Source organism: Brevibacterium sp. UMB1308A, assembly GCF_030230605.1.
Classification (GTDB): Bacteria; Actinomycetota; Actinomycetes; order Actinomycetales; family Brevibacteriaceae; genus Brevibacterium.
Genome location: NZ_JASPDO010000001.1, coordinates 161,418 through 177,601, shown reverse-complemented (window position 1 = coordinate 177,601; position 16,184 = coordinate 161,418). Strand labels below are relative to the sequence as shown.

Below are 16,184 nucleotides of genomic sequence, written 5' to 3'. Positions count from 1 at the left end.
GCGCGTGAGCTAAGAAATTACTTGTTAGCCTTACGCGCCAAGAAACCGTAAATAACCATCACGATCAGCGCACCAATAACCGCCAACAGGATGGTTCCCAGGCTCCACGGGTTGCTCATGATTCCCTGGACGCCATCACCACCGAGCAGGCCACCGATGAAGCCACCCACGATGGCACCAACAACACCCAAAATCACAGTCATCATGAAGCCCATGCCCTGCTTACCTGGCATGATAGCGCGAGCGATAAGCCCAATCAGACCACCAATAATAATCCACGAAATAATTGCCCAAAGAATTCCCACTGTTGTCCTTTCCTTGTAGGAGCGCTCAACGTTACCACCAACTCGCCCACTAAGCACGCCATGAACCCTAAAGGCACCTTGTCAATATAATTCGCGTCACACGTAAGCGCTCGGAAATCTTCAGACGCTTCGCAAACCTAACGCCTAGGAGTTCTTCGTAACGTAAGGGTGCTCCGGAGTTGAGCACATCTCCATGTGGGAGCCCTTGCAGAAGTATTCTTTACCCACATCAAACTTCGCGCCCCGATACAATTCAGAGATTGTCACCATCGAGTAGCCCTGGTCCTCCAGGTACTGCAAAATGTCATCTGTCGCATCAACGGTCGGCTGGTGAATCGAGTGCATAAGAACAATCGAACCAGGCTGCACGCTCTGCTTAACGGCATCGACTGTCTTTGGCTTTGACTTGGTCTTCCAGTCGAGAGTGTCTACATCCCACATAATCACTCGCTTGTCATGCTCACCTGCAACATCATCGACCTTGCGATTGGTCGCACCGTACGGTGGCCGCAGTAGCGTGGGCTTCTCTAGCCCAGCATCTTCAATCGCCTTGTCGGTGTCAGCGATCTCCTTTTCGGCCTTCTTTGCACCAACCTTGCTCAGTATCGGGTGCGTGTACGAGTGATTGCCCACTTCATGCCCCGCGTCAACCATTTTCTTGACTTCCTCGGGGTACGCCTTAACATTCTTACCAATCACAAAGAACGTGGCGTGCGCATTGTGCTTCTTATACGACTTAATCAGGCGATCAGTCAGGTCATTCCCGCCGGGACCATCGTCATACGTCAAAGCCACGCAGGCGGCCAGCGCACAAGAAAACCCTGAGCCTTCTTCACTGTCCTCGTCGAGTTTCACTACGTCTTTCGACCCGTTGTCCGCGACCTCTTTGCCCAGGTCAGAAAGCTCGTCGTATGTCTTCTTCTGACCCTTATACGACGGCAGAGCATCCTTGCCGAAAGTCAGGTCATCAAGGTCGTCGTCACTTGGCAGCGTTTCACCCGTGAACATGTCTTTGGCCGGCACCGTTTTGTCAGCTTCGAGATCCGTAACCAACAGCTTGACTGATTTTTCGCCCTTGACCAGCGCCTCCACGCGACTCACCACATATTTGCCGCCTGCAAAGACAACCTCGTTGCGCAGGGTGATGTCAGCGTCCCCCGCCGCCGAGGTGTCATCCGCCCCCGCTGTTTCTTGGGCTTCCGGCGAAGCGGTTGCGTCCGAGGTGGGCGCCTCTTCCGAGGAGGAACCAGTTTCCTCGGGTCCCGAGGTGGAGTTTGACTCCGTAAGACCCCCAGCTTGCGCTGTGGAATCGTCCGAACCGTGGGGTTTAGAGTCGGGTTCGCGAATGAACGTGTCAAGTTCAGCCTGCTTGCTCACTGGCGTAGGCACTGGCGTAAATCCTTTTTTGCCTTCGAACGCTCCGCCTTCGCCAAGTTGATCGAGCGCAAACTCTTCAACCATTTCGTTCAGCGACGTGGCACCTTGAAGCGCCACCAGCTGAGCGTCGATCGAAACGCCCGCTTTGTTTTTCACAATTGCTAAACGCTGCAAGCGGTCCTTAACGCTGGCTGGAACCCCGTCAAAAGAAGTAGCGACACCCCGGTCGCCACGTTCTTCATCGTTGACATTGGAGGAACAAGCGACACCACCAGCAACGACAGTCGCAACAAGTGCTGTCGACGCCATCATTTTTTTGAACAACACAAACACCTTCCCCGCCAAAAGGCGACGAATAGAGACAAAATGATCATTAAGCTACTCGGCTTAAACCGAAGACGCGACCGTAGCTCCGGCCACCAAAATTGATCAGGATTCGCGCTTAACGCGAACCACCATGGTGGGGCACTTGGAGTACGGCAAAACAGACTGCGAAGTCGATCCCAAAAGGAGGCCCGCAAACCCGCCACGACCTCGGGAGCCAATAACCAATACAGACGCAGTGTCAGAGGCACGCACTAGCGCTTCTGCAGGTTGCCCGTCATACAGCGACCAGCTCACGTCCAGGTCAGGGTACTTCTCACGCACTGCCTGCGCAGCAATCGCGAGCTTGTCCGCACCTTTATCAACGTAACGCTTCATGTCACCCGTTGAAGGCAACCATTCAGGCCCTACAACCGTGGTGGTGATAACGCCCAGAAGCACCAGGGAGCTGCCTCGGCGGTTCGCGAGTTCCGCAGCTTGCCACAGAGCTTGAGAATCAGCACCCAAAGCGTCGATTCCTACAACAACCTGACCCGTGTAGTCAGGCCCGGTAACCGTGTCAGCTTCAATAGTGTCCTCAAACGAGTCACCACCGGCATTACGGATTGGGCGTGAGGCCGTCTGCTCAGGAGTACGCTCCGAATCGTTCGACCACCCAACGGGAATCACCACTGTGGGGCAGTGGCTGTGAGCCGGAAGGGCCGAAGACACAGTCCCCAAAAGACGGCCAGCGAAACCACCTCGGCCACGGGACCCAACAACGGCCAATGACCCTTGCTTGGACTCTTCAACCAAAACCCCGGCAGCATCACCAATCTCGATAATCGCCTCGACTTCGACGCCCGCTTCCTTCACCAGCGACGCAGCTTCCCTGAGCGAATCCGAAACGGCCGCGCGCACTGCGCTGTCATCGATAGGAACATATGACACGTCTACCGTTGCAGACGCAACGCTAGGCACCGTGTAAGCGCCAACAAGACGAATGGACTTCTTCTGCGCGCGAGCCTCTTCAATCGCCCACATAAGCGCATTACGGCTGGCACTTGAACCGTCAATTCCAACGATGATTGCTTCAGGGTCGGCAACTTCGGTGGCCATCTGTTCCTCTGCCACGGGTACTCCTTACAGATCGAAACTGCTTATCTTTCAGTTTACTCCTGCCCCTTTTTGCCACAGCATTTGGCCCGCTACGAAACGGCAACGGTTAACCGGCGACTGTTGCGCTTGTGTTGCACACCGATAAACCGGCCTTCACACTGCGAGCCGCATCGCATGTGCTCCATCGCACGAGCGATGCGCTCAGAAGTGAGTCCTACGCGGATTTCGCAACCTCGGGCGAGCGTGCCATCTGAAGAAAAGGCAACCAACGCTTGGCAGGATTTTCGATGTCACGCAACCACCAGTGGCCCGTCTGTGGGGCAACGGGAGTGAACAGCAACTTCCATCCCATCTCGTCTGGCGTGCGGTTCCCTTTCACGTTGTTGCATGACCGGCAACATGCCACCAGGTTTGTCCATGTGTTCTGCCCGCCCCGGCTACGAGGAAGCACGTGGTCCACAGTGTTTGCGCCTTCGCCGCAGTACGCACACAAGTGCTTGTCGCGTCGCAATACTCCCCTGCGGGAAAGCGCTGTCGTCCGCCCCCGAGGTGGTTGCACGTACCGGTTGAGCAAAATAACCGAAGGCTGGTCCATAGAAAAGTGTGCGCTACGGATCAGCAAGTCCTCGCTTGCTAAGACTGTAGCTTTGCCCGCCAAAACCAGGGCGATCGCACGCCTAAATGTCACGATCGACATGGGCTCATAGCCAGCGTTTAGAACCAGTGTTTTCACTTTTTTCTCCTGAGGCGAGTGGGAAAACGCGCGAGGCGCCGCGCATAAGCGCGACGCCTCGTTAAAGACAGACATGAGCCACTCACGGACTCCACACCTATCGAATGTATGGGTTCTGCAAACGATATAAGTTCACCACTGCTGTTGCGCATGCTGGTCTCCTTACATCGTGAGCAGTGAGCAATGTCAATACAGTCAAGATTACCGGGCGCATCCATTGATTCACCCGCACATAGGCCGGTTTTAGCGAGAATTATGCACTGTTTGTCAAATGTTCACCATGCAGGCCTATGAATCCACGAGACCCCCGCGCTGTACCGATTTGCGCGGGGGTCTCGACTTAAGTGTTCTTAAGTTTAAGAGTCTTACAGAACGCGGATGAACTTGGCTCCTGAACGGACCATCCAGTCGATGGAGCGGTAAGAGGTGTCAACGCGTGGGTTACCTGCGTCGTACATCATGCCGTTACCAGCGTAGATACCAACGTGTCCGGGCGACCAGATGATGTCACCAGGCTGAGCTTGTGCACGCGACACGGTCTTTCCAGCGCCACGCTGAGCACCCGAGGTGCGAGGCAACTTCACGCCCACCTTGCCGTACACGTATGAGGTGTAGCCGGAGCAGTCCCAACCACTTGGGGAGGTTCCACCGGATACATAAGGGGTTCCGACGTACTGACGAGCAATTGCGAGAACCTGCTGAGCCTTGGATCCGCTTGGCAGCGCGACGTCTTCGTTAGCTTCAGACTTGGAGCTCTTCTTGGATGAAGATGATGAGCTGGACGAAGATGCAGCTGGAGCTCCGGAGCGGCTGTTCGAGGTGGAGGCGTTAGCTTCTGAATCTTCTGAAGCTGGCTCCGCAACTGGCTCAGGAGCTTTCTTAGCGGTGACGTTTGCAGCCACACCAGTTGCAATGTCAGCGACATCAGCTTCTGCAACTGCAGTTGCCTTCTGAGCGGTGAAAGTTTCAGCTTCGTCAGCCTTTGGTGCATCCGCGGAGACGGTTGCGTCGTCCTTAGCGTCAGCAGTTGACGGAAGGGTTGCAGTCACAAGCAGACCACCGGCAGCTGCAACAACAGCAGCGCGCTTACCCATTGCACCAGAGTTAGCGTTCAGCGCTTCAGTGAGTTCAGTCAGTGGTGTCTTGACACGTGCGTCAGACGCGTGACGCCCCATCTTCTTTCCAGCCACGAGATTCCTCCATCTACCAGCCTGCGGCCGCCACGTTCATCGGTACTCTCACTGGGTTGTGTGACTAGCGGTAGCAACCCGTGAGTGGATCAGTTCAAAATCCAACAGTGAAAACTGTAACCGAACGAAATCCCAATGTCACATTTCAGTTACAACCCAGGCACGCATTAGGCATGTTTTACTGCATCACCCCAGGTCAGCAGGCATAAAAAAGTTTATAACGAATTTTGATTCTCGGTTATATTTGCGTGATCCAGGCCCTATTTTTGCCCTTCACAAGCCCACTTCGACACTCCTCCGTCAGGCCCACTGCGTATAGCCACACATTTTCCTCACGCCACAACCTGAACAACTCTTGACTCACGCAGTGGTGTACGACACACTTATTCGAACCGATCAAACGATCGGTTCAAGCTTTCATCAATGGCGATAGGAGCTTTCATGACCGCATCATCAGCAATTGACCCCACACAGGCCCACCACCATCTGAAACACCGAAAGCTCTTGGCATCCGGTGTCGTCGGGTCCTCAATTGAGTGGTACGACTTTTTCCTCTACGGCACGGCAGCCGCGTTGGTGTTCCCACACGTGTTTTTCCCATCGGAAGGACCACTGGTTGCGACCCTTTTGAGTTTCGCTACGTTCTGGGCAGGGTTCATTGCCCGCCCTCTGGGTGGCGTGATTGCCGGTCACTACGGCGACAAGCTTGGTCGCAAACCCGTCGTCGTTGTTTCTCTCATCGTTATGGGCATAGCAACGTTTGTCATCGGGTGCCTTCCAGGCGCGGCGAGCATTGGCTTAGTGGCACCTATTGCCCTTGGCCTTTGTCGCTTTGCCCAAGGTCTTGCAGCAGGTGGCCAGTGGGGCGGGCTTGCGCTCCTTCTTACTGAATCAGCTGGCCCTAAGAACCGCGCATACTCCGGTTCGTTTAACCAGATCGGTGTTCCAGCAGGAGCATTCCTAGGTAACGTCGTGTTCATCACCGCAACCTATGCCCTCACACAAGAACAGTTCATCTCATGGGGCTGGCGCATTCCGTTCTGGTTCACTGCAGTCCTTTTCCCTGTTGTGTTGTTTATCCACCACAAAGTTGAAGACAGCCCAGAGTTCCGCGAACTTGAAAAGAAGACGTCTGAAACTCAGTCGCAAATCGTCAAAGCACCTCTGTGGGTCGCGGTGAAGAAGCATTGGAAGACCATCCTTCTGGGTTGCGGACTTCTCGCTTCGACCAACTGCATCTTCTACATCTCCATCGCAGGTGTACTTAGCTACGGCGCAAACTACCTGGGCTTGGACCGCACCCACATGCTGATCGCAGGAGCGTTGGCGTGCGTCATAGGTATTGTGACCACACCCCTACTAGCCCTGTGGTCAGACCGAATCGGCCGCCGACCCGTCGTCATCGTTGGTGGAGCAGGAATCTTCCTGTTTGTCCCGATTTACTTCATGCTGATCAACACCGGAAACATTTTCCTGTTCGGCGTAGCAGTGTGCGTTTCGTCGGTGTTTCAGTGCGCGGTCTACGCTCCACTGGCAGCGTACTTGGGTGAGCTGTTCGAACCTGAAGTTCGGTTCTCTGGCGCTTCACTTGCCTACCAGCTGGCAGCTATTTTGATCTCAGGCGCAACACCGATCCTCATGACCTCACTCATCGCGTCTTCGGGTAACACACACGGCGTGACCATCATGGTCATGATCATGGGTGTCATCACGGTTGTCAGTGCTTTGCTGTTGAAAGAAACGAACCCCAAATGGGTCCGGGAAGACCCTCACGCGGTTCCTGGTGAGTTCCTTTACGAACAGAAGGCAGTTCAGTCAGCTAGTTTCCAGAAAGCTTCCGAAGAGGACCCAGAACCTGTCGCGTAACCTCGTCACACAGTCCTTGTTCGCAACAGGGCTGTAATTAAAGGTGGCCGTTAGCAACACTGCTACCGGCCACCTTTATGTTGTAAACATCCGAACTTTACAACTGAGACACATCGATCGCGCGCTTGAGGATCTTCCCGCTTGGCCCCTTAGGCAACGCCTCTACGAACTTAATGATCCGAGGAATCTTGTACGCCGAAAGCCGTTCCCTAGCAAACGCCTCAATTTCTTCTTCCGTCAGCGTCACCCCTGGCATAGGAGTAATAACAGCCGTAACGATCTGCCCGTAGTGTTCGTCGTCCGTTCCCAGCACGGCCGCCTCAAGAACGCCAGGGTGTTCGTACATCGCTTCTTCGATCTCACGCGGGTACACGTTGTAGCCACCGTGAATGATCAGGTCTTTGAGCCGGTCCACGATATATAGGTATCCGTCCTCATCAACCCGGCCCAGGTCACCGGTGTGGAACCAGCCGTCTTCGTCAATCACTTGGGCCGTTGCGTCTTCCCGCTTCCAATAACCGGGCATGTTCACCGGGCCACGCGAACATACTTCACCGACCTCACCTACTGGCACCTCGGCGCCGGTGAGGTCCTTAATGCAGAATTCCAGTTCCGGCAGCGGCACTCCCACCGACCCTGGTTTACGCACACCGTCCAGCGGGTTCATACTCACCATCGCCGAGGTTTCCGTCAGCCCATACCCTTCCGTGAGCACAGCGCCAAAGCGTTCTTCGAACTTGCGAATGAGCTCAACTGCTGCTGACGCCCCACCTGACAGCGCGAACCGCATGTGGGAGAAGTCGTAGTCACCTTCTGGCGCGTGCACGATCGCGTTCCACATCGTTGGAACTCCGGACACTACCGTGAGCTTGTCATGGCTCATGACTTTCAGCTGTTCAACCGGGTCAAACCGGGGCAACAGCGTCAGCTGCGTGCCGTGCGCGACCGCCACCATGAGAATTGACGACAGCCCAAACACGTGGAAAAGCGGGAGGGAGGTGCCACCTCGGTCGTCTTCTGTCATCTTCGAGTCGATGCCACCGATCCGGGCAGCGTTGGTGAGGTTGCTGACCGTGAGCATGGCGCCCTTTGGGCGGCCCGTGGTGCCCGAGGTGTACAACAGTACCGCGACGTCCTCACCTTTGCGTTCGACCGGGGTGAAGTCGTCAAACGGGGGAAGGTCAGCCAGGTCAGCCGGGGTGATCAGTTGGCATGTTTCGAACGTCACGCCGGCTTTCTGGGCGGACTCTTGGCCAGCTTGGGCCACGGCCGGGTGCGCCACAATGCGACTAGCTCCGGAGTCTTCAAGGAAATAGTCGATTTCACGCGTGGTGGCCAGCGGGTTGATGGCCACGACTGTGAGCCCGATTGCTTGGGCGGCAAAGAATTCGACCACAAATTCCGGTGTGGTGGGGGCGATGAGGAGCATCCGGTCCCCCTCGCTCACCTGGGGCGCTAACTGTTGCGCGCGACGCGCAACCAGGCTGGCCAACTGTCCACGGGTGATTTCAACTCGCGGCTCTGTCAGGGGCCCGCGCAGTTGCATGCGATCAGGGTCTTTACGCGCGAAGTCGAAAACCGGCGTTGCAAGATTCAGCGGTGAAAATTCCACGATTCTCCTTTGAAACATGGCGGCTACGTACTCACATACTAAAACAACATTTGCTCCCGAGCGATCGATCGGTGAAGATGTTTTATAAACTTCATTGGGCTCGAAGAGGAGATCACATGGAAGTGAACGGAAACGTAGCAGTCGTCACCGGGGGCGCCGGCGGAATTGGGCAGGCCCTGGCAGCGGAGCTCGTCAACCGAGGTGCCCGCGTGGTTGTGGCGGATGCCGCCGAGGCGGTGGCCGAGGTGGCAGAAAAGCTAGGCTGCCACGGTTGGCAGGGCGACGTGTCAACAGTCGCCGGAATCGAAGCGCTCATCGCTGAAACCGAAAAAGAATACGGCCCCGTCGACCTGTTCTTCGCAAACGCAGGGATCATGGGGCAGTCTGGGCTGGGCGACGAGGAAACGTGGGACACAGCAATCGATGTGAACCTGCGAGCGCACATCCGCGCGGCCAAGCTTCTGATACCTGGCTGGCAGGAAAGGGGACGGGGGCACTTCGTGTCGACGGCCTCGGCGGCGGGCCTTCTCACCCAACTGGGGCAGGCGGAATACTCCGTTACCAAGCACGCCGCGGTGGGATTCGCCGAATGGCTGGCCATCACTTACGGCGGTGACGGCATCAACGTCACATGCGTGTGCCCCATGGGCGTCAACACCGCAATGTTGCAAGCAGGCACAACTGCGCAGAACGTCACGGAAAAAGTCGCAGCCGCGGCCGTGACACAAGCCGGGCCGGTCCACGAACCGCAGCACGTGGCACAGATTGTGCTCGACGGGGTCGAGAACAACGAATTCTTAGTGCTCCCCCACCCTGAAGTTCTCGATATGTATCGCATGAAGGGGTCTGACTACCAGCGTTGGATTTCCGGAATGCAGCGTTACCAAACCACCCTCACCAACCAACACAAGGAGTAAACATGTTTGAACAGACGGAACGTGGAAAAGACTACGAAGGACGCCTCAACGCGTTTATGGACGAATTCGTGTACCCGGCCGAACCGGTGTACCACGAACAGATGCGCGAAGTGGGCCCGCACGGCATGCCGCAGGTACTGGAGGACCTCAAGGCAGAAGCAAAGTCGCAGGGCCTGTGGAACCTGTTCCACCCACACCCAGAGTGGGGCCCGGGCTTAACCAACTCAGAGTACGCGCCGCTGGCCGAAATCACCGGCCGTTCAATTGAGATCGCGCCTGAAGCGATCAACTGTAACGCTCCTGACACCGGGAACATGGAAGTGTTCACGCTGTTCGGAACCGATGAGCACAAGGAAAAGTACCTCAAGCCCCTGCTTGACGGGACCATGGCTTCGGCTTTCGCGATGACTGAGCCTGCCGTGGCCAGCTCGGATGCGACCAACATCGAGTTGCTCATGAAGAAGGACGGCGACGAGTACATTCTGGACGGGCGCAAGTGGTTCGCGTCTAACGCAATGCACCCCAACCTGGGCGTGTTCATCGTGATGGGAAAGACCGACCCTAACGCTGACACTCACCGCCAGCAGTCCATGATGGTGGTGCCAGCTGACGCTCCCGGCGTCACCATTGTGCGCAATCTGCCCGTGTTTGGGTATGACGACCGTGAGGGCCACGCCGAGGTCATTTTCGACCAGGTGCGCGTGCCGGCTAAGGATGTTCTCAAGGGCGAGGGCGAAGGGTTCGCGATCAGTCAGGCCCGCCTTGGTCCAGGCCGTATCCACCACTGCATGCGTGCGATTGGATGTGCCGAACGCGCGCTGGAACTCATGTGTAAGCGTGCAGAAGAGCGCGTGACCTTTGGTCAGAAGCTGTCGCAGCGCGCGAACATTCAGGACTGGATCGCTGAGTCGCGTATTGAGATCGACCAGGCTCGCCTGCTGACCTTGCACGCGGCTCACCTCATGGACACCGTGGGCAACAAGGTGGCGCGCACGCTCATTTCAGAAATTAAGGTCGCAGCCCCTGTCATGGCGCTGAAGGTGATTGACCGTGCGATTCAGGTGCACGGAGGTGGCGGTGTCACGAACGACTTCCCGCTGGCTTCGATGTACGCGCACATGCGTACCCTGCGCCTTGCTGATGGACCAGACGAGGTTCACAAGATGACCATTGCCCGCCACGAACTCAAGAAGTACCGGAAGTAGAGGAAATCATGTCGTATGCACCGCTGTGGGAATCGGCTGCTCGTGAACTTGAGGAGCTCCGTAACCGCCCCGCTGAAACTCTGTCGCAGATCGATTCTGTTGACGGAACCGTTGCAACCTGGGTAGCGCATTGGGCACTCACACGCCCCGAAACCACAGCGGTGCATTTTTACGGCCGCGACATTACATACTCGGAACTGGACAATCTAGCTGACCGTGCTGCTGAATGGTTGCGCTTACACGGGGTCAACACGGGTGACCGGGTTGCCCTGTACATGGGCAACTGCCCTCAGTACCTCATTCTTTTTGTTGCGATCATGCGCCTGGGTGCGGTGCTAGTCCCAGTGAACCCCATGTTCCGCGCCAACGATTTCACGTACGAAATCAACGATTCGTCACCCAAGGTTGTTGTTGCCCAAGAGGAACTGCGCGAGGTTGTCGAAGCGAGCCGCGCCGACCTCGATTCTGTTCCTCATGTTGCCTACACCCGGTTGAGTGACACGCTAACGGCGACGCCTCAGCCTCGCGCCCCATTTGAGCGTGAAGAAGTGAGCGCGGACTGGCAGGAGATCACGAACACTGCCCCGCTTGCCCAGCGTCCCGAGGTCGACCCGGCTTCTCTGGCCGCTCTCAACTACACGGGTGGCACCACTGGGTTGCCCAAAGGGTGCGAGCACACTCACGAACACATGGTGTATACCGCACTGAGTACACTGGCTGTGCGTGGAATGCGCCCGGGTGATAAGCCCGAGGTCTACCTCTGTTTCCTACCCATCTTTTGGATCGCTGGAGAAAACGCCGGCATCCTTAACCCGCTGGTCGACGGGTCGACCGTTGTCCTGCTGACTCGGTATCACCCTGATGCTGTGCTGGAACTGCTCGAAGATCAGAAAGTCACGTTCATGGTGGCTCCGGCAGATGTCTACTATGAGTTGCTCGCTAAAGACGTCGCATCACGTTCACTCGTCCTTGACCAGGTGCTAGCGGTGTCGTTCGTCCGCAAGCTCACGGTTGATCTACGCGAACAGTGGATGAAAGCTACTGGTTCACTATTGTGTGAGGCTTCATACGGAATGACCGAAACCCACACGATGGACACGTCCACGTTTGGACTTCAAGAAAACAACCAAGATCTCCAGGCCGAACCGATCTACACGGGCTACCCCGTGCCGGGAACCCAGATCGTTGTTGTCGATCACGATCTCAAACCGGTTGGACCCGGCGAAATCGGTCAGATTTTGGTCAATTCGCCTTCGGTTCTCACCAGGTATTTCAACCGCCCCGAAGCAACTGAAGACAGTCTTATTGAAGGGTGGTTGCTCACTGGAGACACGGGTCGTTTTGATGATCACGGTGGGCTGACTTACCTTGCTCGCACAAAAGAAATGATCAAGGTCAACGGAATGAGTGTGTTCCCTGCTGAACTGGAGTCGTTCTTTAAGCAACACCCCGAGGTCGGCAGTGTTGCAGTTGCACCGCGCGATGACAACAAACGCGGACAGGTTCCCGTCGCATTCATTGTGCGCGCAGAAGGCTCGCAGATCACAGCAGATGAACTTACGGAGTGGGCACGCACAAACATCGCGGAATACAAGATTCCAGAAATCACCTTCGTAGAAGCGATGCCGATGACCGCGACCGGCAAGATCAGAAAAGTCGACCTTGTAGCCGCACTTAACCAAGAGGACTGATGACACACACTCTGCTCATTGCTAACCGTGGCGAAATTGCGGTGCGAATCGCGTCTACTGCTCGGCTCATGGGGATACCTACGGTGGGTGTGTACACCCCCGATGACGCCACTAGTTTGCATGTCGACACGTGCGATACCGCTGTGGAGATTCCTAGCTACTTGGACTCTGACGCTGTCCTGGATGCAGGAGTGAATAACGGAGCAACCCTTGTTCACCCGGGGTATGGCTTCTTTGCCGAATCCGCTGACTTCGCCCGCACGGTACGTGATCGCGGCCTAACTTTTGTTGGACCAACACCGCAGGCGCTTGAAGCTGTCGGAGACAAGGAACGAACGAAGTCGCTGGCGAACACACTGGGCATCTCAGTCACCCAGTCCACGGGTCTATTGAGTGGTGATGCCGGGGTTGCCCAAGCGGTTCAGCTCCTCGAAGAATCGCCAGATGGAATAGCGATTAAGGCCGTAGCTGGCGGTGGGGGCCGTGGCATTCGAGTCGTGACGAACGACGATGACGTGGCTCAAGCCCTTTCGCAATGCGCGCATGAAGCTCGCGTGGGGTTCGGTGACGACAGAGTTTTTGCTGAACAGTGGGTTCAGAATGCACGCCACGTTGAGGTGCAGGCTCTTGGCGCGTCTACAGGCGTACACATTCTGGGCGACAGGGACTGTTCCCTGCAGCGTCGACGCCAAAAAGTCATCGAGCTTGCCCCAGCACTGCTCGCAGAGAACGTGCGCGAAGAACTCCACGACGCTACCCGCACTCTTCTCGAACACGTCAATTACACATCCCTTGCAACCGTCGAATTTCTGGTCACGGAATCCGGCTGGTATCTCATGGAGGTCAACCCCCGTATCCAAGTTGAGCACACTGTCACAGAGTGTGTAACAGGACTCGACCTGGTTGAACTTCAGCTGCGCGAAGCAATGGGCACTGGTGGAGAAATCTCGCCTATTCCAACCAAGAAAGTTGCTGTGCAGGCGCGAGTATGTGCGGAACGGTTTACAGAAAGTGGAGATGTCGTTCCCATGACGGGAACTGTCGAAGCCTTTGACGCACCGCACGACGCTGGAGTCCGCGTCGACACGTGGATTCGTTCAGGCACAGAAATTGGCACAGCCTATGACTCGCTTGTAGCAAAGGTCATCTGCACAGGCCACGATCTTGACTCCGCGCTCAATAACTGTGAACGAGCACTCGCACGCACACAGGTTCGCGGAGTCAACACCAACGTGAGCTTCTTACAGGCCCTTCTCCCCTACGCCGTAGACGCCACGACATCGACAATCGACACCCAGTTTGCACGCATCGTCGAATCTGCCCCAGAAGCCCTAGTCGAAGCCGACGAACACAGCGTTCCTACGGATCTTGCAGACGGTGAAGAAGCTGTGCTCGCCCCGGTTTCCGGAACTGTGGTTTCGCTTGAACCCAATGAGGGCGAACTTGGGCTCATTGAAGCCCTCAAAATGCACCACCCCATTGTGGCACCCCCGCACGTCAACGCCCGCCCACTTGTGAACGTGGGAGATACGGTCGTGAAGGGGCAAGCACTGTGGATTGTTCAGGGTGCAAACGGGGCGCATGAAAATGCCACACAAGCGACCAGCCAACCGCACCCCGGTATTCAAGAGGTGAATGACCGCCACGCTGTCACACACGACGAAGCCCGCCCAGAAGCGGTCGCCAAACGTCACGGTCAGAACCGTCGCACTGCCCGCGAAAACCTGGCCGATCTGATAGTTCCAGGAACATTTGTCGAATACGGAGCACTGGCAATCGCAGCACAGCGTAAGCGACGAAGCCTCGAAGAATTGATTACCAAGACGCCCGCCGACGGACTCGTGGGCGGAATCGGACAGGTAAAAACGACCTCGGGCCCGGTCAGCGCTGTCATCATGAGCTATGAGTACATGGTGCTTGCTGGAACCCAGGGAGCGCGCAACCACGCCAAAACTGACCGGCTTCTTGACCTGGCTCACCGGAAGAAACTCCCCGTTGTGTTCTTCGTCGAAGGTGGCGGCGGCAGGCCCGGTGACACCGATATTGCACCAGGAACCCAGCTCAACGTTTCCACGTTTGCCGCCCTGGCACGCCTCCGAGGTGTGGTCCCGCTTATTGCGGTCGCAGCCGGCCGCACATTCGCCGGCAACGCGGCTCTCGCAGGAGTGTGCGACATCATCATTGCGCACGAAGACGCGAACATTGGGATGGGCGGTCCTCAGATGATCGCAGGAGGTGGACTGGGCACCTTTGACGTCAGCGAAGTAGGTCCCACGGCGGTGCACCGCCGTTCAGGGGCCGTTGACATTGTTGTTCCAGACGATCAAGCGGCCGTGAAAGCCGTTCAAAAGGTCCTGGGACTGTCGCAGAATGTCACTGAGTACGAACACACTGGTGAACCACAAAACACTGTTCCTGCTGATCGCCTTCGCGCCTTTGATATGCGTGACGTGATCACAAGCGTGGCCGACGACGGCACGTTCCTTGAACTGCGCACTGACTACGCTTCTGGTGCAATTGTTGGGTTCATGCGGGTACACGGGCACAGCTTCGGTTTTATCGCCAACAACAACCACCATTTAGGCGGGGCGATCGATGTTGATGCAGCCAGGTCTTTTACTCAGCACATTGCGTGTGTTGAGAACCTGGGCCTACCCCTCATCAGCTTTGTCGACACCCCTGGTTTTATTGTGGGACCGGAGGCAGAAAAAGAACCTGGCATGCGCGCTTTTGGTGACTTATTCGTCGCAGGCGCACATTTCACAGGCAGCACAGGTGCAGTGATCATCCGTAAGGCGTACGGTCTTGGAGCCATGGCAATGACCATGGGATACCTGCACGCTACCGATTTCTGCATCGCATGGCCTGCAGGTGAAATGGGACCCATGGGCTTAGAGGGTGCTGTGCGACTGGGGTACGCAAAAGAGCTTGCGCAAGTAGAAGGCGAAGAACGCGAACAACTCTATTCGCGGCTCCTTGACGAACTGTACGCTCAAGGCAGAGCGCTTTCAGCCGCTGAAGTTTTTGATATCGACGATGTGATTGACCCAGTGCACACGCGCGAATGGATCGCCTCACTCATCACACCACAGTGACAAACACGTTGTCCGCGGTCTCAGGCGGCAGGTCCAAAACTTCCGGCTCACCTTCAACGGTCAAGGTCAAGTACTCTCCGTTGACCCGCAGAGAAGCCACGGCATCCGGTACTACGCCCGTGCGCTTGAACTGCCCCAGCAAAAACGTGTCCACCTGAAGTGGCTCACCCAACCACTGGATCTTCACCGTGAGGTCTTTGTCAGTGGTAGCGACATCGGTCAGCGCCCGTGCTTGTGGCCCAGTTTCAGGTTCAAGCCCCAGTTCTTCCAACCCCGGAATGGGGTTGCCATATGGACTGGTGCTCGTTGTGGGAAGGATTTTCACCAAGCGTTCTTCGACCTGCTGGCTCATCACGTGTTCCCACCTACACGCTTCATCGTGAACCAGTTCCCAATCCAGCCCGATCACATCAGACAGGAGCCTCTCAGCCAACCGGTGCTTACGCATCACCGACGTAGCCAACTCACGCCCCGATTCTGTGAGTTCAAGACTCCTGTCCGAATCCACGATCAAGAGTTCGTCGCGTTCCATACGCGCAACTGTTTGAGACACAGTAGGACCAGAATGCTCGAGGCGTTCTGCAATGCGTGCACGCAACGGCCTGACCCCTTGCTCCTCAAGCTCCACAATGGTCTTGAGGTACATTTCGGTGGTGTCGATCAGGTCCTTCACATTACCCCTCAGCTCATGACGTCCAGTTGGCCAGTGGCCCAGTCATCATTCTATTAACAATCCAATAAATGGCTAGGCATCTTTCATTTGCCAAACTA

At 56.3% G+C, this 16,184-nt stretch carries 12 protein-coding genes; 5 read left to right on the top strand and 7 right to left on the bottom strand.

Annotated elements, in window-relative coordinates; translation table 11 throughout:
* Nucleotides 1–17: 17 nt before the first annotated feature.
* From QP868_RS00830 to QP868_RS00810, 5 genes are all read right to left on the bottom strand, one after another.
* Nucleotides 18–305 (bottom strand): GlsB/YeaQ/YmgE family stress response membrane protein, encoded by a 288-nt coding sequence (locus QP868_RS00830; protein WP_284924607.1) that lies wholly within the window; start codon nucleotides 303–305, stop codon nucleotides 18–20.
* 144 nt (nucleotides 306–449) lie between these two features.
* The gene (locus QP868_RS00825) at nucleotides 450–2,009 is read right to left on the bottom strand and encodes a polysaccharide deacetylase family protein (RefSeq protein ID WP_284924605.1); all 1,560 of its coding nucleotides are present in this window, start codon (nucleotides 2,007–2,009) and stop codon (nucleotides 450–452) included.
* A gap of 102 nt (nucleotides 2,010–2,111) precedes the next feature.
* Entirely contained in the window at nucleotides 2,112–3,104 is a 993-nt protein-coding gene (locus tag QP868_RS00820; protein WP_473964619.1) for a universal stress protein, read from the bottom strand.
* Nucleotides 3,105–3,318: 214 nt separating this feature from the next.
* A complete protein-coding gene (locus QP868_RS00815; RefSeq protein WP_284924603.1) occupies nucleotides 3,319–3,837 on the bottom strand; it encodes an HNH endonuclease in 519 nt (172 codons plus the stop codon).
* A 365-nt stretch (nucleotides 3,838–4,202) separates the two neighbouring features.
* Nucleotides 4,203–5,027 carry a C40 family peptidase gene (locus QP868_RS00810; protein ID WP_284924602.1) on the bottom strand — a complete coding sequence of 275 codons (825 nt, stop codon included), beginning with the start codon at nucleotides 5,025–5,027 and terminating at the stop codon, nucleotides 4,203–4,205.
* 441 nt (nucleotides 5,028–5,468) lie between these two features.
* Between QP868_RS00810 and QP868_RS00805 the strand changes: the two genes are divergently transcribed.
* Nucleotides 5,469–6,893 (top strand): MFS transporter, encoded by a 1,425-nt coding sequence (locus QP868_RS00805; protein WP_284924601.1) that lies wholly within the window; start codon nucleotides 5,469–5,471, stop codon nucleotides 6,891–6,893.
* A gap of 97 nt (nucleotides 6,894–6,990) precedes the next feature.
* Here the strand turns inward: QP868_RS00805 and QP868_RS00800 are convergent, their stop codons facing one another.
* On the bottom strand, nucleotides 6,991–8,505 hold the full coding sequence (locus QP868_RS00800) for an AMP-binding protein (RefSeq protein ID WP_284924600.1): 1,515 nt from the start codon (nucleotides 8,503–8,505) through the stop codon (nucleotides 6,991–6,993).
* A 116-nt stretch (nucleotides 8,506–8,621) separates the two neighbouring features.
* Between QP868_RS00800 and QP868_RS00795 the strand changes: the two genes are divergently transcribed.
* Genes QP868_RS00795 through QP868_RS00780 form a run of 4 tightly spaced genes read left to right on the top strand, consistent with a single transcriptional unit; the run spans nucleotide 8,622 to nucleotide 15,413 of the window.
* On the top strand, nucleotides 8,622–9,422 hold the full coding sequence (locus tag QP868_RS00795) for an SDR family oxidoreductase (RefSeq protein ID WP_284924599.1): 801 nt from the start codon (nucleotides 8,622–8,624) through the stop codon (nucleotides 9,420–9,422).
* A 2-nt stretch (nucleotides 9,423–9,424) separates the two neighbouring features.
* Nucleotides 9,425–10,627: an acyl-CoA dehydrogenase family protein gene (locus QP868_RS00790; RefSeq protein ID WP_005881900.1), complete on the top strand. Its 1,203-nt coding sequence runs from the start codon at nucleotides 9,425–9,427 to the stop codon at nucleotides 10,625–10,627.
* A gap of 8 nt (nucleotides 10,628–10,635) precedes the next feature.
* Nucleotides 10,636–12,318: an AMP-binding protein gene (locus tag QP868_RS00785; RefSeq protein ID WP_284924598.1), complete on the top strand. Its 1,683-nt coding sequence runs from the start codon at nucleotides 10,636–10,638 to the stop codon at nucleotides 12,316–12,318.
* Complete coding sequence (locus tag QP868_RS00780) at nucleotides 12,318–15,413, top strand: acetyl-CoA carboxylase family protein (RefSeq protein WP_284924597.1); 3,096 nt, start codon at nucleotides 12,318–12,320, stop codon at nucleotides 15,411–15,413. Before QP868_RS00785 ends, QP868_RS00780 begins: the two co-directional genes overlap by 1 nt.
* On the opposite strand, the gene QP868_RS00775 is transcribed toward QP868_RS00780, so the two are convergent.
* Nucleotides 15,400–16,086: an iron-dependent transcriptional repressor DtxR gene (locus QP868_RS00775; protein WP_284924596.1), complete on the bottom strand. Its 687-nt coding sequence runs from the start codon at nucleotides 16,084–16,086 to the stop codon at nucleotides 15,400–15,402. The two genes, QP868_RS00780 and QP868_RS00775, sit on opposite strands and share 14 nt — an antisense overlap.
* Between the last annotated feature and the right edge of the window lie 98 nt (nucleotides 16,087–16,184).